This window comes from Anaeromassilibacillus senegalensis (genome assembly GCF_001261775.1).
GTDB classification, from domain to species: Bacteria; Bacillota; Clostridia; order Oscillospirales; family Acutalibacteraceae; genus Anaeromassilibacillus; species Anaeromassilibacillus senegalensis.
In genome coordinates this window covers 780,071-800,281 of sequence record NZ_LN868538.1, presented here as the reverse complement: position 1 = coordinate 800,281, position 20,211 = coordinate 780,071, and the positions used below count along the sequence as shown (strand labels likewise).

The window sequence follows — 20,211 nt, the reverse complement described above, 5'->3', positions numbered from 1 at the left end:
CTCACTATATGCTTAACTGGTTGTTTTCGAATGAAAAACGTTTAATAACTTGGCCTTGTGTTGTGTTTATTATCACGGACAACTCACAATCTTCTTCCGATTTTGGAGGCTTATCTCCATATTGTTCAAGAAGGAGTGCATCAAGTTGCGCAATTCCGTGTGTAAGTGCGGGATTGTTGTTGGAGGAAATGGCGCCATTGATAAGATTATTAAAATACGTAATCATGGGGAGAGAAAGCTTAAATCTATTTTGGCCGAGTTGCAGATAGAGATCAAACTTGCTATCAACATCTTCAAAGTGGCTTGCTGCCGTAGTCTGAATTACTTCCAAATCACCCCTATTGACCTCCCCAAGAACGATCATAACATTCTGGAACACATCATCCTCTCGCCGCAATGTCAACGGGAGAGTATTTTTGTCCTCAGATAAATAGCCTGTATTCTTGATGTATAGCGCTTCAAAGACCATGCTTTGCATTCTCTTCAGTATAAGTCTTGGCTGTTTGCCAGAAATCAGTCTTTTATACTCGGTGTATGGAGCTCCGAAAATTTGGTCCATAACATGATTTGACTCTTCTTCAGATTCGCATAGACTAAAAAGTAAGTAAAATCTCCTAACTGCCCTGCGTAGTCGAAGTTCTTCTTCGTGCTTCTTTTCGTCAAGTAGTTGAGTCTCATCTGTGATTTGATAGTGCTTCTGGTTCCGGTGTAGCAATGCAGTTAATTCTTTTTGAATTTTGGGAAGAAAACAGGAGTAGTCTTGGCTTACAAACAAACTGTAGTCAGCATCAAGGGCAACACGATCTAACTCAAGGTTTTGGAGTTGCCCGATGCCCTTTATTTGCGCAACGTCCTTCGCTTTCTTCAATCCGTTATATCCGAAAAACAGGTTGGCAAAATTGTAGACAAAGAAGGGTTCCTTAAGATATCTACCGGCAATATATTCGCATGTAAGATTCCCCGTCAGCGCATAACTAATCTGGCCAACCATTTGCCGAATCGTCATGCGCTTATCGTTCTCATACAGAAAACGATAATAGTTCTCCACAAATTGAGTCACACGATCAAATTGGGTAGCTACAATCTCATAATTGTTTTTTATTGGGCAGCGCTCTGCACAGACGCATGTGGAACAAGGCGCCCACAGTTGAGGCTCAAGAATCTTTTTCATAATGAGTCCAGCAAAAGGCACATTGTCAACACGCGCAATGTTCACCAGGACAAACTCAAATCCCTCAATGTTGAGACTACTATTCCCGTTTTCATCTAACTGCCTCAAAAGTAGTGACTGTAATTTCAACCGGTCCTCAGGTGTGAACGCACTGCCTACCGCTTTCTTCTTCGCACGCACCATTGCTTCAACCCCTTTAAGTAGAGGCCCGGTGTTACTGATTAGCAGGCTTGTCTTTCCTTTGGCAGGAGCTGTCACAGCCATTTGCAAAGCTTCCGCCTGTTTTTCTGGTTTAATTTCGCTCATGTCTTTGAAATAGAGAAAGTCGTCATACTCATTTTGGACTAAAAGCCCCTCACTCGCTTGTAGGCGGCCTAAATTTTTGAGGACTTGAACAAGAATACTTGTTTTTCCATCGCCTGCGTGCCCAGTGAGAATAAACGCCTTATGATCTCCATTCTGAATGCAGTCAGTAATGTACGTGCCGAGCTTTCTGTCGACTTTTACAGAATCATAGTAGCAACTTTTCACCTGAATCTCTGCGAGCGAGCCAGTTGAGTTGCCACCAACATTGTTGGTTGAGTTCAAGTAATTTACAAAGTCGTTCATAGCGGATCCCCCATTATATCCTCTACTGCTGCGATGAGCGCATCGACATCACTTTCTGAATTAAAATAGCTTACACTCACACGAACTGTACCGTGTACATCAACCGTTCTTATTAGCTCATGCACAAACGGGGCACAATGATACCCAGTTCTTACCGCAATGTCAAAGTCCTCACTGAGGATTGTCCCGACCTCGTTTGCTTCATATCCTGGAAGGTTGAATGAAACTACACTGGTGTGGCCAATACCAGCAGCCGGGGTATAGAGCAATGCTTCACATCTGCGCAAACCCTCGATTAGCCGCGTTGTCAAGCACTGCTTTCGTTTCTCAATATTATTGAGTCCAATTTGCTGTAACCATTTTAACGACTCATTCAGACTTGCAATTGCGATAATATTGGGACTCCCCAACTCAAAGCCACCTGGAATCAATGTGCTCATGTTGAGATTGAGCGAGTCGGAACCGGTGCCTCCAGCAAGCACAGGCTGAAGCGGATACTTGGTGTTGCTGATAAATCCGCCTATCCCCCAGGATGCATAAAGATTCTTGTGGCCGGCAAAGACTAAAAAATCAACATCAGAGTCTTTGAGATTGATTGGAATCAGCCCCACGGACTGAGATCCATCTACAATGACTGTGGCTCCATATTCTTTGGCGCTGCCACAAATTTGATCTACGGGGATGATTACACCGGTTACATTACTTACCTGGTTGATAAAAACATAATCTGGAGGATTCAATGCAAACACTCTTCTGAGCTCCTCCACATCAACACCTTGAGTTTCAGCGTTAAATGGAATAAAGCGAATCTCAATATTAAATTTCTCACAAATGCTGTGAAGTGGTCTTGCAATTGCATTGTGCTCAAACGGCGTTACATATACAGTTTTATATTCATCCCATTCTAAACCCAGAATAATTTCATTTGCTGCAATAGTCGCTGAGGGAGTCAAGACTATGCAATCTGGCCTTTCCGCACCCACCAAGGAAGAAAGAAGCATTCTTGTTTCGTCAACAATTTGCATTGCTTCAGACGCCGCGCTATAACTGCCTCTACCAACATTCACAGCTATGGTGCGTTGAATGGCGTTTACCCTGTTATACACGCATTCCGGCTTCGGAAATGTCGTTGCGGCGTTGTCCAGATAAATCATATTAATACTCCTCAGTGAATGATTTCTCTAATCAATTTTGCGAGAATTGCAAGCTGCTCATCAGGTTCGACAGAATCGTTGTATTCATCAAACACAGCGCGTAGGTTACTCAAAACAGTTTCGCCCAGAGGAGAAATCATCTCTGCATTAAATGTTTTTTCGACTTGAATGCCATCAGTTGTGATAAGGAGTCTACCGGCTTGCTCCTCGTTGGTTTTTGAGTCTGCATACTCATTGATGCGGTTAATCGCATCGGAAATATTTTTGATAAATGTATCAGCTAAAGTGTCATTCCAGTCTTCTATTGCGATAGCAACAAAGATTGAAATCAATTCGTCAAGAAGTTCATAATCGTTATAAGAAGTGAGCGCACCAGCTGAGGTCATAAGGACATTTGCGCTGGCATCAAAGACATGCGTTTTAGTGGTATCAGGAAGCTTTTGATACCATGAAATTATAGAACGAGACAGGCCTCCCTGATAGCCCGGGATAAACATAGCGGTAAGTTTCTTGATGAGTTCTGCTTTGTAAACTGCCAAATGATTATCAAGCTGTTCTTTAGCTGCACAGATTGCACCGAAGCACTCATTTACGTCTTCATTTTGACTAAGCTTCGTGAGCCATGTACCAAACAACAGTTCACGAGAATTGATTTCAAAACGCATGAGTTCACTGCGGATTACATCAACTGAGGGAGCAATTGTTTTGTTTTCTCCGTTATCCAAATAGCATTTAAACTTCTTGGTATATTCTGGAAGAGAACGCATCCAATTCTGCATACTCTTTATAATGGAGTAAATGCGGTTGATGCTCTGCGTCCGTACGTCTGTATACTTTTCAAAAAGCGCCTGCAATTCATCCAGATACTGATCCTTATTGGCTGTTCCCGTTTCAATGAGCAGTTCATAGCTTTCTGGGCTATCATTCATACTGCTCAAAACAGATGCGGACAGTTCAATCTCCTTTCCTTTAAAATACAGAACAATGCTTTCTTTATACTGCCGCATGACATAGGCAATATAAAGAGGAATAATGCCTTTGCGCATTCCATATGGCGCTGACGTAAGAGTCTGATAGATCGTTTGGAAGTTGCTCCTGTTTTGCTCACATCCGCAAATAAATTCGCCGATTTTTGCGAGAACCGCGTTCATGCCTGGATCGCGAACGATCGCTGATACATCCAAACCGGTTTGCTTGAACGCAGACTTGAAAATACTCACCTCCGGGCCCGAACCCTCCATGCATGGAATAGCATTGTCCTCTGCATGCTGAAAAATCCAAGAAACTACAATCTCCCTTGCCTTTGCGTTTTGACTATTCAGCTTACATTTATTGACCATTTCATTATTTACAACGGGCGTCTTGTTGTAGCATTTGCTGCAGATATCGGAGATTTCATGATTTAGTTCTACCTGACGGCTTACTTCCACACGCCCTTTGTGCGTCCAAAAAGAGCTGTGCTCGCTGGATGGAGAATACATGGTATAGACAGCATTTTGAATCCGTTTCTGAATATCTTCTTTGAAGATTTCAAGTTCTTCAACAAAGTGCGGATCCTCGTTAATTTCGAGCAACTTTCTCACGGCCACATACTGCTTCAGAATCCCCTCATACACAAAAGGCTGGTCCGAAACACACACCACAATTTGGGGAGTATTGGAAAAGGTGCGAATCTTTTTAATAACTTTATCAATAACGGTATCGTCAAGACTTACAACATTGATAATCAGACCATCATATGGATAATCTATAAGTAACTGATTGCCATTCTTGCACTGCATCAGTGCATTTGCATCCATATAGATATTCTTGAAACAGCGAAGCATGCTGTATTTGTCGTTGTACTCACGTGGCATCACAAAGCCAAGATCACAGGCGTGAGTAAGCGTTTCGCAGATATTGAGCTTCGTCAGAGAAGATTTAGCGTAGTTATCAACGCTTCGCTGGACATCTACACCATTTGCGGTCAAGAGAACATATTCTGAAGAATCACGCTGAGATAGAATATGCATTTTTAGCAAGGCTCTTATGGCGTTATCAAAGACGGCATCATCCATAAGGAGTGCCGCTTTGATGTGTGCGGGAACAGGTTTTAGGCGTTCATCGCCGATAATATTGATAATTGCAATGGCCTTAAGGATACTCAATTGAGCCAGATCGGTTACCTGGCGGATCGCAGAGTTCACCTTCGCCCAAATGCTATGGATCGTAGTGTTGAATACTTCTTTTTTGAAGAGCTCCTCAAAATAACCATAGATATAATCTACAGTTATCCATTGAAGCTTATCGACCTCTCGTCCAATGAAAGATTTAAATGTATACTGGTCATTCTGTGCCAAAAAAGTGAATAGAGTTCTTTCGTTTTGGCCAACAAGTTCACTGACATGCAGTAATGCAAAAGACCCTAACGGCGATAATGGAAAGCATCCGGAAACGAGCTTTTCCCTATAAGTATCCTGCGATAGATCAGTAAAAAGCGTTGTTCTTGCAGATATATCGGCTACATACTTGAAGTCTTTAGCATGCTCTTTTTGGAATGCAGCAAAGGAATTTTTCTTAATAATTGCATTCGCAATCAGCTCATAACTCCTCTCAGAGGAGGCAACGAAGCGCAATGTGCGGAAACGCCCTTCCACCGTCTTGAAACTATCGCTGGAAGAATAATCGAGGATATCCTTATGTGTAATGCATGTAAAGTGCAACTGGGCTTCTTTGCTCCTTGTGGCCGCCTCGGCCATATCTTGGATAATCTTGAAATTGAGCATCTTGCTCTTCTCAAGATTTGCCTCCAGAAACTTGCTAAACTCGTCGAAGATAATTGAGATTCCGCAGTAAGCAGTTTGCTCGCACAGGGCATTAGAAACGGCAATATAAAGCTTAACCACATCCATATTGGTTAGCGGATTAAACTCTGTTCCAGCTGCAATCCGGGGATAGCACTTACAGAACAGTCGATAAGACTTCTGTCTAAACTGCTTTAGCCCAATCCGAAGTTCTTCAGCTGAAATCTTACTTTTCCGGAGTTCTTCCTTTAGCTTTGCGAAAGCATCTGGGAAGCTGGCCTCCCATTTGTCAATTACGGCAACAGCAGAGTCGAAATATGTGTTAGGCAAAAGATCCTGCAATCCAGCCTGAAGAAGCGCATCGTTAATTGCAACTAAGAAAGACTGATTGATGTCTGTAGAGTTGCTGTTAATGATTACAGGCAGCGTCCGGATTTCAGAAGTGACAATCGCTCTTGCAAGCGCGCCTGTTTCTGCGTCCACTCTCTCAATCTTTTCGCACAAATCATTTTGGATCTTTCGAGCGTTCTTTTTCTCCCTTTCATTATGCGCGCGAAGATCTAAAGAGGTGAGAGCGGAAAGCACTAAAAGAAGGTGGGACTTTCCGCGTCCATAAGGGCCAATGAGAACGGTGGCTCGGCTGTGTGATTCAGTATTATAGTAGTAAGAACGCAGAAATGCACCGAGCACCTTTGTGGATTGCTCAGTAGGAATGTAACCCCGGATTTTCCCGGTCTTATTTAAATCATATTCAAGGTTAACAGAGGCTTGAAACCCTTGGCTTACCTCAACCAGATCACTGTACCGCATATGTTATTGCACCTGCGCCTTTTTGTAATATTCGAGCATAATATCCTCTGGCTTCTCCAGTGACTCGACATAGACCATATCCAAACCAGCAGTCCTATTAATAGTGAGGTAGCCAGAAATGCGCAACTGATCTAAGTACTCGTTAATGGCAACTCGACTCAGGTTAAATACTTTCCCAATGTTATTGGGCGCATTTAAAAGATCATCAATGCTCACAGACGGTTTATCTTTAGAAAGGTTTTTCGTTATAACATAAAGGACTGCCAGCTTGTCAAGGCTACCATGCGAAGGACTTGTTTTGATGTATGTACCCTTTGTTTTCACACTTTTCTGTAATAAACCCAGTTCTATCAAAGGACAAGCGAGGCTTTCTTCGGGATGAGTTTCCATTGAAGCTGCCTTGTCGAACTGCTCATTGTGATCATCAATGTACATCTTGATAATATTTATGCAGTCATCAGAGAAAGAGCTGTCAGAATATGTGCAGCCTTCGTCCATTTTTTTGTCAAGGAAGCTTTTGCAGACCTTTATCATATCTTCTTTGGAAAAGTCACGCCCTTCATATTCGTTGAAAAAAATATTCCAAGCGATGCACAGCACATCATTTGCCACGATGTGATAATGGATGAGAAAAAGCGTAAAGAGATCGTCAAAATATGGATCGAACTCAAAAATCACTCGCCCGAAATCTTCCGTAAGGAACTGAGATCGACTCCTACCTGAGTTTGTATACCTTTCTTCACAAAGCGATGTTGCCTGCAGCCAAAATCGAATAGACTTAACCATTTTGCTGCCGACACCAAGGCGCTCCATGACATCATCTTTGGAAAACAAATCCGGGCACTCCTCGACGCACCGCATGCCTTTTCGCAGCCAGCCCTCTCTGAAGTTAAAGGATTCATTCCCTTTAAGTTTTACCTTTTTCAATTTACCACTCATTTTTCAGAATATCCTTTCCCTCTGGGTAGCAGCACCCTACGCATGTAACAACCACCAGTATAATGGTTAATGCACTCAAAGCAATGAACACACTTGTTTTCGTCAATTTCATAGCGATAGTCTATGTCTCTGGGTCCGGACTTAATTAGCTTGATTGCGTTATACTTACATACATTTTCACAAGCGTGGCACCCAGCACATAATTGATATTTTGTAATTTGGCACTTAAACTTAAGCTCAATTTCTACGGTTTTAGTCCTGGCCGCAATAGGTGTGCTCAAAATTGTAATCCTCAATTCCGTGCTACCGATGCGACCCTGCAATTTCATGATGGGTTGCTTGGTTCTGGGAGCGAGAATATACACCTCACCCAAGCGTGCCTTACCCATATCAAAGTTCAGTGTACCAAACGGCTTAAAAAACTCATATAGTTCTGGAGCAACTGGCTTGTTAAGTACATAATTGAACGATTTTACGTCCGTTGCACACGGCTTGAAATCAATCGCAACATTTTTGCTCAGTTCCATACCTGCCCCGCCTTGACGAGCTTTCCATCCTCCGCTTTTAACATAGCCTTCAGGATCTTCTTTACCCATCTTCGTTGCGAAGTTTAATAACATAGAATTGAAACGTTTAGATTGTTCAGGCATATAGATTGCTGAAAGAAACTGTGCCCAAGCTGTATTATTGGGACAACACCAGCAACCAACTCTTGTATATCCAAGCCGATAGGCATTATTGAAGTCAACTTTTGTTGTTAAAAGATACAACCAGATATCATAATCAATCCAGTCAATGATGGGAGATGCAACCAGCTGTTTGCTGATTTTTCTCCCTTCAGAAGAGCGGTCGTATAAGTTCCGGCTGGCAGATTCACTTCTCCGGATTCCGTAAAAGGTCAATACGGTTTTTTTGTCACCAAAGGTGCGCATTATCTTATCGCCAATAAATCCGGTCTTAAAGATTGTACAGCACCATCTCAATGATCTGCTGGGGGGGCCAAACGTATCACAAAGATTAAAGAAGTCCTGCTCTTTATTCTCAGCCAGAAGCATCGGTGTTTTTCGATTTTCCTTTTTAAACCGCTGAATATAATCGTAGGTCTCAGGGAACTCCAATGTTGTATTCCCAAAAATGTGTATGATATCAGGTTTGGCCAAAGATTTCCGGACCAGATCACTTACAACAGTCGAATCTTTACCACCCGAAAAGGAGACAAACATCGCACAAGTGCCATCATTTTCGTACGGAATTGTTTTGCTACCAATGTACGCTCTCGCCTCGTCGTTAATGTGGTGATAGCGTCCGGCATTAGCATTAACCCACCGGGCAATCATTGCATCAAAGGCTTCGTAACTGTTTTTAGGACTATATTTCTCAATCCCCGCTTTGATTTCATCTACATTGGCATTCTTGACAGATAGTACAGAAAAGGGAATCCTCTTCCCATTGACGTAGTAGCGATTACCAATTCCATTCCAAACAGAGTCATTAATAAATGCAAGCGGCTTCTTCAGTAAAACTTCAAGAAGTAGCCTCTCCTCTGGAAATACCGGCCTTGCATCCGAGGTAAATTCCCTGCCTTTAGCATGGCATACCGGACAAATCTCATCGTAGATGGGAACGTTGCATGATTCACACCAATACAGCTCACTATGCATTTCGGCTCGTTCTCCGCAATAGTGGCACGTACTGTCCCGACCATTGATGCCGTCTGGAGTATATTCCTTGTCACATTTTTTGCAGTAATATTTGATCATATTATGATTCCTCTAATTCCTCGCAGCATAGGACACACTATCGTTTAAAGCCCTCCATCTAAAGCAAATATCATTGCATAGCAGATGCTACAACAGAGTGCCTCGCAACTGTGTATAAGTATATCGAGATAGCCAACTCGCTTTGTTGAGTTACATTGCAGTATATCCTCTAATATCTGCAGCCCTGTTTCAATCGTCTTTCTCTATTTGGGTATGAAGGAGCAATTTCCAGTGTTTTTTAACACAAACATTTATAAAATACTCCCTCAATCTATAGATATCATCCTGCAGGAGCAACTGCAATTATACTCTTATATGTATTCACTGCAAACACTTCATCGCCTCCATATGCTCATTTTTTGAAGTTCAGTTACTAATAAGTTAAGAATTTACTCTTCACTTTTCTCGCGTCTGCCGGTTTCTCTGCATCCCTCGGAATCGCCCAGGCCTTGCCGAACTTGGTCAGACCAGGGATGCGATCCTGGGCGCAGAGCACCTGGACGCGGCGGCGGGTAATGCCCCATTTTTCCGCGGCCTCGGCGATTGAGATGTAGTCCATAGCGTTCACCTCTCGTTTTTATACAAAAACAGCCCTACGACTGTAGGGCATCTTCGTTTTGCAGCTGGCTGCCATCCGAATGGTACAGGCCCTTTTAGCTTTGCGTCGCCGCCTTTCGACGGCTTTGCCGATATTCTGATGTTTTTTATAGTATATACTCTTTTGCGAACAAACGCAATGTGTTTCTGACATTCTTATCCACCCATAAATCAATAATCTGTGATATAATGGCCGCATTAAGCGGAGAGAGGGGAACCTATGCATTTCGGATGGCTGAACCTGACCGGTTTCATGATCGTGGTGCTGATGATGATTCCCAACACCGTCTATGCGCTCCGAAATCGGCACATGGCAAATGAATGCACTTCCAAGCCTATGCGTTGATCCTCGAGCAGGTCGGGCGGTACGGCTCCATGACACTCATGGTCTTTCCGCTGCTGGTGTGGGAATTTGGATTTGCTACAGTCGGGGAGTTCTTCCTCTGGGGCGTGATATGTGCGGCACTGCTGCTGGCCTATTTCATCTGCTGGGGTCTCTATTTCCGTAAGCCGTCCCGGCCTGTGTCGCTGTGGCTGGCGATTTTGCCCAGCGCGATTTTCATTCTTCGCGGCATGTTCCTGCGGCACTGGCTGCTAACAGTGTTCGGCGTCGTTTTCGCCATCGAGCATATCTACATCACATGGTTCAACAACAAACCGGGGGTGGGGAGCAGATAGTGCGATCCACATTTTTCACAGACCTCTTCTTAAAACAAATGTCACGCACGCTGGGTGCATGGATCGGGCCTATACGCATTTAAAGATTTCCGATCATGCTGTTCAATGTAGTCAATGACCCGGAAGACGTTCTTGGAATACACCTTCTGCTGATGGAATCCTGTTTGCATCTTCAGCCTTTTAACGCTGCGCGAGGACGAACGGAGATTTTCATGATAGACTGTCAGTACCTTATGCCCGTTATGTTCCAGACGCCAATGTGCGGCCGGCGTGCGGAGGAAAATCCACCGGCAGGCAACCGTGCAGCCGATACCGTACTTCTGACAGTACGCCTCAACCTCCGCCTCCTCAAATGGGTCAGCAAATTGAGCCACACTCCATTTGATTTGCGAAGACTTTTTCGAAGGCTTTGCACTGCTTTTCTTGGCATGTGGCTCTGTTGCGGGAACGCTTTTTTTAGGCTGCTTTGGGCACCGGAAGGTGCGTAAGGCGCCGCTTCTGGCACAGCTTTTGCACAGGGGTGGGGCGCCAAGAATTGCGTCCTCCCAGCTGGCTGCAATGGCGGTACGGCCGTTTAGATGGCGGCAGTCCGCATGATGCAGGAGGCGGGAATGCGTTGTGTGATACAGAGGCACATCGGCACAGCCTCGAAGCCGGTCTGCAATCGCGCAGTAGAGCTGCTGTAAATACAGGGCGTCATATTTGGAGATATGCAGCAGCTCGGGATTATGGCAGATGGAAAAATACTGCAGCGCACGGCAAAACCCCATAGCGGAACCTTTGCGGATATCTTTACAGGTGGCGCCCAGGAGGTCCTGGAGCACCACGATATTCTTTGTGTGGATCTGCGTGCCGCATTGCTTCATCGTCTGCTGTAGAAATGCCAAGGCCTCTCGATTCCAAATCACCAGTGTATCATAGGCGTGAAAAGAGCAGTCCAATTTTCCCATTACTTCAGCGCAAGATTCCGCCTGCATCAGCGGCACCAGCCCAATAGACAAGAGTTTGAGTGTGGCAGGCGTGACCAGTTCCTTATGTGCGGGCTGTATGTATTTGAAGAAGGTTTTGATTGGGACCGACTCGTCCTGGACATAAACTGCGGCAATAGACAGCGCCTCCATAATCTCGTTTGGCGAGGTGGAAATGTTCCATTCAATATCAAGGCAAATATAGCTTATCTCATATGTGCCCCTGTCTTTGATAATACCAGAATAACAGAGGACGTGTCCCATAAACCGGACTTTTAAGTATAGAGCAGTTTCTGGGGACCTTATTTCTTTGTTTATAGCGGCGCAGAAATTGAGCGTGGAAATGCTGTTGTAAGCGGCTTGACTTCCCGGCTGAAAAGAGCTACGATACGCAAAACGGAAAGGCTGAGATCACATGAAAAATGTACGCACCCTCCCTTGGCAGATAGGCTGCCTGTAAGAGAGCATATTTCCTTGACGACTCTTGCAGGCGGCCCGAACTGTCAAGGAGTGATCACAATTGAACAGAAGCCGCAGTTACTATCGTGAGCAGCGCAGGCGCGCCATTCATCGCAAGGAAGGAATCCTCCGGCAGATCGGCGGGGAAGCGTATATCCATGCATGGGCGCATGGGGCGACAGGCCGTTTCGCAAAGGGCAAGATCCACTGCTCCTGCTGGATGTGCCGTAAAAAGTCTTATGACGATCCGCCGCTCCGGGATAAGCGGATGGCAATGGACGCCGCTGAGCAGCTGCGCGAGATTGAGTGAACCCTACCGCAAAAAACACTTCCCGCCTGGTGCCGGTGAAACATCGCCGGCTTTGGGCGGGAAGCGTTTTTGACCACATTGATTACCACAGAGGGGTGTGGAGCATGCGGAAACAGCGGAGATAAGAGCGTCAAAGAGGAAGTAAAACTGAGCGGAAACCGCCATAAACAAGCCCAAAAAGTTTTGCGGAGATTTTTGGGAGCAGGATGCAGCAGGTTTGAATCCTGTCACTCCGACCAAGGGTGAGTCCTTATAGGACTCACCCTTTTATATTGACAGACTTTCTAATTTGTTTTATACTTTTAATAGTCGAAACAGTTTTTACTGTAAATTGGAGACGGCCTACCAATTCTGATGATGACAGGCTTTTTGCTTTGTATATCATTGAAAGGGGTTGGTGAAATGGAGTCGTTCATTCTTCCTTTTAAGAATTATTTAACCGTAGTTTCAGCCGTCTCCGCTTCTAGGTTTAACCTACTGATGAGTTGGTGAATTTCCAACGAAAAGCATAGAACTTTCATATTTTTTGTAAGTCCTATAATTCCACTCCGACCACGGAAAGATTGTCGATTTTAGAATTGACAATCTTTTTTCTTTGTAAGTGCTCCCTGAATGTGCTGGGAGATTCCAATTATTTACTGTTTTCAGAGAAACCCATGTGATATTTTACGGTTTCCGGTGATGGAAGTATGGAAATTATCTGGTATACTATAATAAAACGTTAAAATGCATTTCTATTTTTACCAAAAGTCATATTGACCATATAAAAATCATGATTGTAAGGGTTTTAACAGGATTGCTTTTGATTAGACCGTAAAAAATAACGGTAGCGCTAGAGCAAAATCTAAGGCGAAAGACGGCAGCGGATGCTGTAAATATAGGAAGATATGAGGAATCGACCGTGAAAAAAATCGCCATTGTCACACTCGTAATTCTAATCTTGTTGTCTGGATGTTCAACCGTGTCGCCTAACGCTTTAAACGAACAGTCCTCCGCTCTATCCGTACCGAATATGGCGGAATCAGAAGGCCCCGTTCTTGTGACGGAACGAGTAGAAACAATGGATGCGCTCATGAATGAAATGAATCGGCGGCATGAGGTGGCTGTCTTAACGGCAGAGCAGGCCCAGCATGATATGGATGTTTTGTTTCAGGCGTTGCAGTCCGTCTATGGTCCATATGATTATTTCGGCGGGGAGAAGGTGTTTTTGCAAGCCCAAAAAGAGATACTTACGCAGTGTGCAGCAAAAGGCAAGCTTTGCGCAGGCGAGCTGTCTGAACTTCTGGTTACATATTTGAATTTCATTCGCGATGCACATTTTACCATAAACGGCACAAGATTTTATGAACCGATAAAAGCCCACATTTATAATCAGGGTTCTGCATATCTCAAATCTGGGGAATGGTTTGTCACCGCGGATGGTCAGAGAATTGTGAAGACCATCGCGAATACGCCGCCGGAAGAACTGCTCCGTTTATCGATTTCTTCCGACGGGGAGGTCGTTTATTACCCGGTTGTGTTGCTGGAAAACGGCATTGAGCCTGAACCGCTGGAAATAGAGTATTCAGATGGCAGCAAGGAGACTCTGCTGCCGCCGGAGTGGAAATCCGGCTATGAGCAAAGCAGAGCGCGTGTGGCGTTGCGCTACAAAGAGGGGATTCCGGTGGTTTTTTCACGCAATATGTATTTTGATCAGGAGCCGGGCGGAGAGGATGGACAAAAATTTTTGTGTTACGCGGAGCAGTTGCGTGAAGCTCCTGTGTCGATGGTGGATCTTCGTTCCAATGGCGGCGGTAATGGCATCCTGCCCCTCAAGTGGCTTTCGGCCTTTGCCGGTGCACAGGTTACCACGAATCATTTGGTAATCCAGCGGTTGAGCGAGGAAGACATGCTTGCCTATGAACAGGACACGGAAAATCAATACTATGTCCCGATGGAGGAAATGCAGATCTATGACGGGACGGTTCCCATCAATGGGCAATATATGAAAAACGGCGATTTGCCTGACCGCTTCATTCCCAACCAGTCTCCGCTTGTTATACTTACAGGAAAGAACACCGCTTCTGCCGCAGAGATTTTTGTGGATGCGGCGGCAAATGTTGAAAATACTTTGATCATAGGTCAAAATACCTATGGCATGTTGTTAAGCAATGCTTATACTTCTATGACATTGCCTGAAAGCGGCATTGTCATTCAATTGGGTGGTAACCTCAGTGTGTTTGCCGAACATAGCTTTGAGGAATACGTTGGATTCTCTCCGGATCTTTGGGTCAGTGAAGCGGAAGCTGACGAGCTTGCCGTAAAATTGGTGCAGAATCTGATACGGTGATTTGCTTATATATTTGACAATAGTTTTACAGTCTTTATATCCCTGTATTAGCTGAGATCATAGGTTCCCGTAAAGCCAGTTCACACACGGGATAATTTATATATGGCGGCTATTTTTCGTAGCAAGGATTGCCATTCAAAGTTTTGGATCATCGTACTCTTGAGGGCTTTGAAGATACAGTGATCCTTAAAGAAATGAGGAATGCAAATTGTCCTTAGTTCGCATCAATTATGATCAATGGGAACGTAAAGAATTTCTGGAGTATTTTCAAAATACAACGATCTACATGACGGCCTTGATCGACATATCCACACTCTATAAAGAGATAAAACAGCGTGGACTGCGGCTGTATCCGGCCCTGGTTTACTGCGCGGCGAAGGTGATCAATCAGCATCCGGAATTTCGGTATGCATATGATGACCAGCAGAATGTGGGGATTTGGGATACGCTGCATCCCTATTATACCGTACCAAGAAAAAATAACCACATGCTTTTTTCTATGAAGTGTACTCAGTTCACGTTTGATTTTCCTGCGTTCTATGCGGACTTCGTGCGGGACTATGCACTGGCCGAAAGGTGCGGCAGGCTGCTTTGCGACGAAAGCCTGCCCAAAAATATCTGCGGTATTTCCATTGTCCCGGGGCTGCAATATTCTTCGTTCAGCTTTGGTGGGAGTCCCAAAATGGATTTTACGCCCTTTACGCTGTTTGGCAAGTTTGAACAGCAGGGGGAAAGCGTTCGGCTTCCGGTCAGCGGCGAGTTTTCTCATGCGGTAAATGACGGGGCGCATATCAGCCTGTTTTTTCAGGAACTTGAGAAAACGGCGAATCAGCTGTTTTCCAATTTATAAAGCGCGAGAACCCACAGGTGCAGATCGAAAGAGCCAGCAGATCATTTGAGAAGAAGCGCTTTGACAAAAAATCTATCTGTACAAACAAATGAACCGGCCCCGCGTTTCGTTCCATCAGAGCGAAAGGCGTGGCCGGCTTTATAGGAGAGCATGATGGCGCAAGTGCATCCGTATGCGTTAGCAAATCCACTTTTGCAGGACCTCCAATAGATGATTGATTTCAATTGGTTTCGCAATATGGCCGTTCATTCCAGCGCTGCGGGCCTTTGCCACATCCGCGGCAAAGGCGTCGGCAGTTAACGCAAAAATGGGAATGGTCTGTGCGTCGCTGCGGTTTAAGGAGCGGATTGCTTCGGTGGCCTGATAGCCGTTGAGGACCGGCATCTGGATGTCCATCAGGATCGCATCGTATTCACCGGGAGACGATGCCTCAAACGTATCCAGCGCCTTCTGTCCATTTTCTACGGAATCCACGACTATATTTTGCATTTGAAGAAGTTCCATCAGGATTTCGCGGTTTATATCGTTGTCTTCCACCAGCAGCACCCGTTTACCGGACAGCATTGGACAGCTCTTCTGTTCTTCCGCTTCTGTGGTGCTGGAACTGCCGGTTGAGAGAAATACATGCAGCACTTGCAGCATTTTTGATTTAAAGAGGGGCTTTGTAATAAAGGCGTCGGCGCCCGCCTGCAGAAATTGTTCTTCAATATCGGAGTAATCATATGCGGAAATGATGATGATGGGAACATTTTTGCCCAGCTTTTTCCGAATTGCCTTTACAGTATCTAGCCCATCCATTTCCGGCATTTTCCAGTCAATGATGACAGCAAAGAAATCCTGGTTCTGGTTGTGTGCTTCTACCACACGGTTTACAGCCTCCATCCCGGACAAGACCCAAAATCCCTGCATGCCCAGCTCATTCAAAAGTGCGGCGGCGTTTTCACAGGTGATGGGGTCGTCATCCACGACCAATACGGGCAATCCCTGCAACTCGTTGCAGCAGGCTTCTTTTTCCAGACATAAAGTCAGGGGAACCGACACGGTAAAACTACTTCCCACACCCAGTTCGCTCTGAACGTCGATCGTCCCGTTCATCATGCGCACAATATTTTCTGTAATGGTCATGCCGAGCCCGGTACCCTGCAGCTTGCTGATGCGGGGATCTTCCGCACGCCAGAACGGTTCAAAGACCAGCGGCAGGTATTCACGGGAAATCCCAATGCCGTTGTCCGTACAGATGAACTCATATTGGCTTTTTTCAGACCCCTGTTGATGCAGCTCGTTGATTCGCAGGGTGATGACGCCGCCCGCAGGGGTGTATTTGATCGCGTTGGACAGCAGGTTCATCAAAATCTGCTGCAGACGGTCCCCGTCGGTAATGACCGTCTCGTGCCGTACCTGGCCGATACTGATTTCAAATCGATGCTGCTTTTCCTCAATCAAGGGGCGGCACATGTCCGTTATGCTTTGCAGCAAATTGGACAAGTTGACTTCTTCCAGCGTCAGGTCGATTTTGCCGCTTTCTATTTTGGACATATCCAGGACCTCGTTGATCAGGCTGAGCAGGTGCCGGCTTGAGGTATCAATTTTATTCAGGCAGTTGCGTATCTTGTCCGGTGCTTGAAGATTTGTCTGTGCAATGGCGGACATGCCCAAAATGGCATTCATCGGGGTACGGATATCGTGGGACATGGAAGAAAGGAAATTGGTTTTTGCCAGGCTTGCAACCCGGGCTGCCTGGTAAGCATCTTCCAGAGCCTTGCGCTGCCGGGCCTGCTCCTCGCGTTCCTGCGTTACGTCAATACCGACGCTGTAGAAGGAGGCGATGCCGTCCCAGCTGTCCTCGCCGCTCACATAGCTATATGTAATCGTCAGAATTTTGATCGTTCCGCTGCGGGTTATAATGCGTCCCTCAATAATAGTGTGTTCTCCGGTTTCCCTTGAATGCTGCATGATGCTGGCTGCACGGTCAATATCGTCTGGATGCATGTAGGTGCATTGAGAATGGAGTTCCGACTCGAACTGCTCCTTTGTGTAGCCGATCAATTGCAGGAATTCGCCGCCGTACCACAAAACGGTGCGCAGGTCCCGGGCGTCAACGCGGGCGAATCCACCGGGAATTGTACGGAGGATCGCCTCCCGTTCCCGGTCTTTTTTGGTCAGTTTGTATTCCAGGCTGTAATTGTCATGAGAGAGTTCCAGACGAGCCCTGCGCCCGTTCCAGTCTACAACGCGGTTTTTAATCAGAAAGGTGCGGCCCAACAGAGGATTAAAGAATTCCCATTCATAAAAGGTGTCTTCCGTCAGCAGTTTGTTGGTGCAAAAGGGGCAGGGAGAAGACCGGCCCTGGATGACTTCGTAGCATTTTCGGCCGAGCACCTCTTTCGGCGTGAGGCCCAAGAGTTCGAAGGATGATTGATTGAGGTACAGCAATTCGTAGGTTTGCATGTCGGCAATATAGGCGTTTCCCATGTATTCGTCCAACATCCAGCGAAAGTACGACGCTCTTTTCTTTAAAAGCTGTTGCTCCTCTGCTTCCGGGGATACCGCTTTGCCGCTGTCCTTACAGACGGCGTAACACTGTGTGGGACCGTCTGCATCATTTTTTACAAAGGCGATGGAAAGACAGCTCCAGCTGAAGAGGCCGTTTTTCTGCGGCAGCCGGACCGTTATCTCAATACCATCTTTCTTAGCACAGTCCACTTCGCTTTTCAGAAGAGCGAAGTCATTTGGGTATTCCGCATAGTACTGGCGCAGCGTTTGAAAGTGATACTGGTAATCCTTTGATAAATAGCCTGTTTTTTGGAGAAACTGCTCGTTTGCCCACAGGATGGATAAATTCTCATCCAACAAGAAGGCAATCGCTGCTAAATTCATTGTATTTAAGATCTTGCTGAACTCTCCGGATCTATTCGGGTGTTCTTCAGGCAGCGCCGTGCTATTTGGATGCTCCATGAACCATTCTCCTCATTCAAAATAGCTTTACATGATTGATGTATTCCCATGGTACCAGTTGCTGAAACAACAGCGCGCCGGAATCCAGGTCTACAGGCTTGTAAAAGAGAAAAAACTGCATTGTATACAATCTTCTGCGGGAATACCTGAGATCACATTACAATTAATCATAAGTATAGCAAGAGTTGAAAAAAATAGCAATGACTGTCTGAACCAAACGGAAAATATAGAAATACGGTGGGGAGAATGATATACTATATATCATAAAAACGTTTGCATACGCGGAGGGGTAGATTTGAAAAATCACACAGAGGGGTATATGGAATCGCGCCAGGTTGTCTACCGGGTTCTGCGCACGCAGATTCAATTTGGCACGTATCATTACCGTGACACGCTTCCTACCATGATGGAAGCAGGCAAATGGTTTCTGGTTGCAATTGATACGATACGCCCAGCCTATGGCCGTCTGAAGGAGGAAGGCTATATTTCCCTCTCCACCAATGTTGGTGCAAGGGTACAGGTGCGATACAGCGAGGAAGAAGTTGAGCGGTTTGTTCAAAATTATTTTGCGAGCCGAAAAAGCGCGCTGCTTGACCTGAGCAAATGCATACAGCCTCTCTTTGGGAACGCCCAGTGGGCAGGACTGAAAAACGCATCTCCGGAGACGCTGTGCCATATAGAAGAAATTGCCCGGTACGGGCTTCTGCCGCCGTATTCCGCGCTGCAGCACCTGTCGTACAAATATGCATCTCTGGGAAATGACCTCCTTATGCGCATCGCCTGGCAAATATTTATGTTTTTTCAGGCGCCGTTTTTCAGCCTGATAGAAAACCTGCAATACTTTGACACGCTGGCAGACTATGTGCCAAACGTCGTGCGCTTTTGCCGCGAGAAAAACTGGGCGGCGCTTCAAATCCATATAGACGATTTCCAGACCCAGATTTCCCGCGCGTTGGATCAGTTTTACAGAACCAGAATTACAATGCCTCCACCGGAACAGGAAATCGGCTTTTGCTGGAATACGTACAAAAAACCTTCGCAGCTTTGTTATTCTCTGGCGTGGGAGCTTTTGGTGGAAATTTGCCGCGGCAAGTATCCGGTCGGCAGCCGTCTGCCCACGCAAAAGGAATTGACAGAAATAAAGAAGGTCTCCAGTATTACACTGCGCCGTGCACTCGACGTCCTGAGATGTATCGGCGTTGTAAAATCGTCAAAGGGGGCCCGGCTGCAGGTCCTTTCGCCTACGGAATGTGCGGAAAACTGCAATTTTACCAAACCGGCGGTTCGAGGGCGGTTAATGGATTTTACCCAGAGCCTGCAGCTGTTCGCGCTTTCCGGCAAGGCGGTCAGTACGCTGACCCTTCAGGCAATGGATGCGGAAGCGGTTCGCCAGTGGAAACAAAAATGGTATGAGCTGAGGGACAAACGGAAGTACGGTGCGCTCGTTTATACTACCCTCGAGCTGGTCGCGCGGTTTTCCCCCTATCAAACGATCCAAAGCGTCTATTCGGAGCTGTTAAAGCAGCTTTGGTGGGGGTATCCCCTGGGCGGACTGCACGGAGACGCCGAGGCGGTCAATGCACTGTATGCCCCTTATTATGATTACATGACGGAATGCCTGGAGCGGTCCGATGCAGTCCGATTTTCCACCAGGCTGGAGGAGCTCTTGATTTATGAAAACCGATTTGTGGTGGAGCATCTGGTACAGATGGGCGTCGAGGAGGCCGGCAGGGTGCTGATTCCGGAAAAGAGCTAAAAACGTGAACAGAGTCCGCGTTTACAGCGTTCTGTTTCAGAGAGTGTGTGGTTAGGACCATTTTAAAATGACAGCGAAACGCC

At 45.8% G+C, this 20,211-nt stretch carries 14 protein-coding genes and 1 riboswitch; of the genes, 6 read left to right on the top strand and 8 right to left on the bottom strand.

Annotated features, from left to right (window positions below; genetic code table 11):
* Window positions 1-4: 4 nt before the first annotated feature.
* From BN2106_RS13870 to BN2106_RS13845, 6 genes are all read right to left on the bottom strand, one after another.
* Window positions 5-1,780 carry a hypothetical protein gene (locus BN2106_RS13870; protein ID WP_050699153.1) on the bottom strand — a complete coding sequence of 592 codons (1,776 nt, stop codon included), beginning with the start codon at window positions 1,778-1,780 and terminating at the stop codon, window positions 5-7.
* The gene (locus BN2106_RS13865) at window positions 1,777-2,934 is read right to left on the bottom strand and encodes an aminotransferase class V-fold PLP-dependent enzyme (protein ID WP_050699152.1); all 1,158 of its coding nucleotides are present in this window, start codon (window positions 2,932-2,934) and stop codon (window positions 1,777-1,779) included. Before BN2106_RS13865 ends, BN2106_RS13870 begins: the two co-directional genes overlap by 4 nt.
* 11 nt (window positions 2,935-2,945) lie before the next feature.
* Window positions 2,946-6,527: a hypothetical protein gene (locus BN2106_RS13860; protein ID WP_050699151.1), complete on the bottom strand. Its 3,582-nt coding sequence runs from the start codon at window positions 6,525-6,527 to the stop codon at window positions 2,946-2,948.
* A gap of 3 nt (window positions 6,528-6,530) precedes the next feature.
* Window positions 6,531-7,466 carry a DUF4007 family protein gene (locus BN2106_RS13855; RefSeq protein ID WP_050699150.1) on the bottom strand — a complete coding sequence of 312 codons (936 nt, stop codon included), beginning with the start codon at window positions 7,464-7,466 and terminating at the stop codon, window positions 6,531-6,533.
* Window positions 7,463-9,226, bottom strand: coding sequence for a phosphoadenosine phosphosulfate reductase domain-containing protein (locus tag BN2106_RS13850; RefSeq protein WP_082236519.1), 1,764 nt, complete (start codon window positions 9,224-9,226; stop codon window positions 7,463-7,465). The genes BN2106_RS13855 and BN2106_RS13850 overlap by 4 nt, the downstream gene beginning before the upstream one ends.
* Window positions 9,227-9,599: 373 nt before the next feature.
* A complete protein-coding gene (locus tag BN2106_RS13845) occupies window positions 9,600-9,785 on the bottom strand; it encodes a MerR family transcriptional regulator (protein ID WP_050699149.1) in 186 nt (61 codons plus the stop codon).
* Between the two features lie 56 nt (window positions 9,786-9,841).
* A riboswitch (cyclic di-GMP riboswitch) is annotated at window positions 9,842-9,924 on the bottom strand.
* 119 nt (window positions 9,925-10,043) lie between these two features.
* Between BN2106_RS13845 and BN2106_RS16900 the strand changes: the two genes are divergently transcribed.
* Both BN2106_RS16900 and BN2106_RS13840 read left to right on the top strand, forming a co-directional pair.
* Entirely contained in the window at window positions 10,044-10,169 is a 126-nt protein-coding gene (locus tag BN2106_RS16900) for a hypothetical protein (protein ID WP_278275358.1), read from the top strand.
* A gap of 29 nt (window positions 10,170-10,198) precedes the next feature.
* Window positions 10,199-10,501 carry a hypothetical protein gene (locus tag BN2106_RS13840; RefSeq protein WP_050699148.1) on the top strand — a complete coding sequence of 101 codons (303 nt, stop codon included), beginning with the start codon at window positions 10,199-10,201 and terminating at the stop codon, window positions 10,499-10,501.
* A 41-nt stretch (window positions 10,502-10,542) separates the two neighbouring features.
* On the opposite strand, the gene BN2106_RS13835 is transcribed toward BN2106_RS13840, so the two are convergent.
* Window positions 10,543-11,733: a hypothetical protein gene (locus tag BN2106_RS13835; RefSeq protein ID WP_050699147.1), complete on the bottom strand. Its 1,191-nt coding sequence runs from the start codon at window positions 11,731-11,733 to the stop codon at window positions 10,543-10,545.
* Between the two features lie 256 nt (window positions 11,734-11,989).
* Here BN2106_RS13835 and BN2106_RS13830 point away from each other — a divergent pair, with 256 nt between their 5' ends.
* The 3 genes from BN2106_RS13830 (at window position 11,990) to BN2106_RS13820 (ending at window position 15,417) form a co-directional block, all read left to right on the top strand.
* On the top strand, window positions 11,990-12,238 hold the full coding sequence (locus BN2106_RS13830; RefSeq protein WP_050699146.1) for a hypothetical protein: 249 nt from the start codon (window positions 11,990-11,992) through the stop codon (window positions 12,236-12,238).
* Between the two features lie 901 nt (window positions 12,239-13,139).
* A complete protein-coding gene (locus BN2106_RS13825; RefSeq protein ID WP_154666539.1) occupies window positions 13,140-14,567 on the top strand; it encodes a S41 family peptidase in 1,428 nt (475 codons plus the stop codon).
* A gap of 208 nt (window positions 14,568-14,775) precedes the next feature.
* Window positions 14,776-15,417 carry a CatA-like O-acetyltransferase gene (locus tag BN2106_RS13820; protein WP_050699144.1) on the top strand — a complete coding sequence of 214 codons (642 nt, stop codon included), beginning with the start codon at window positions 14,776-14,778 and terminating at the stop codon, window positions 15,415-15,417.
* Between the two features lie 177 nt (window positions 15,418-15,594).
* Here the strand turns inward: BN2106_RS13820 and BN2106_RS13815 are convergent, their stop codons facing one another.
* Window positions 15,595-18,372: a PAS domain-containing hybrid sensor histidine kinase/response regulator gene (locus BN2106_RS13815; protein ID WP_050699143.1), complete on the bottom strand. Its 2,778-nt coding sequence runs from the start codon at window positions 18,370-18,372 to the stop codon at window positions 15,595-15,597.
* A gap of 295 nt (window positions 18,373-18,667) precedes the next feature.
* Between BN2106_RS13815 and BN2106_RS13810 the strand changes: the two genes are divergently transcribed.
* The gene (locus tag BN2106_RS13810; protein WP_082236517.1) at window positions 18,668-20,128 is read left to right on the top strand and encodes a GntR family transcriptional regulator; all 1,461 of its coding nucleotides are present in this window, start codon (window positions 18,668-18,670) and stop codon (window positions 20,126-20,128) included.
* Window positions 20,129-20,211: the final 83 nt, after the last annotated feature.

Excerpts from the sequence above, each read along its gene's own strand:
- BN2106_RS13860 (WP_050699151.1), bottom strand. The coding sequence starts at position 6,527 with ATGCGGTACAGTGATCTGGTTGAGGTAAGCCAAGGGTTTCAAGCCTCT.
- BN2106_RS13845 (WP_050699149.1), bottom strand. The coding sequence starts at position 9,785 with ATGGACTACATCTCAATCGCCGAGGCCGCGGAAAAATGGGGCATTACC.
- BN2106_RS16900 (WP_278275358.1), top strand. The coding sequence starts at position 10,044 with ATGCATTTCGGATGGCTGAACCTGACCGGTTTCATGATCGTGGTGCTG.
- BN2106_RS13855 (WP_050699150.1), bottom strand. The coding sequence starts at position 7,466 with ATGAGTGGTAAATTGAAAAAGGTAAAACTTAAAGGGAATGAATCCTTT.
- BN2106_RS13835 (WP_050699147.1), bottom strand. The coding sequence starts at position 11,733 with ATGGGACACGTCCTCTGTTATTCTGGTATTATCAAAGACAGGGGCACA.
- BN2106_RS13850 (WP_082236519.1), bottom strand. The coding sequence starts at position 9,226 with ATGATCAAATATTACTGCAAAAAATGTGACAAGGAATATACTCCAGAC.
- BN2106_RS13865 (WP_050699152.1), bottom strand. The coding sequence starts at position 2,934 with ATGATTTATCTGGACAACGCCGCAACGACATTTCCGAAGCCGGAATGC.
- BN2106_RS13870 (WP_050699153.1), bottom strand. The coding sequence starts at position 1,780 with ATGAACGACTTTGTAAATTACTTGAACTCAACCAACAATGTTGGTGGC.
- BN2106_RS13815 (WP_050699143.1), bottom strand. The coding sequence starts at position 18,372 with ATGGAGCATCCAAATAGCACGGCGCTGCCTGAAGAACACCCGAATAGA.
- BN2106_RS13840 (WP_050699148.1), top strand. The coding sequence starts at position 10,199 with ATGACACTCATGGTCTTTCCGCTGCTGGTGTGGGAATTTGGATTTGCT.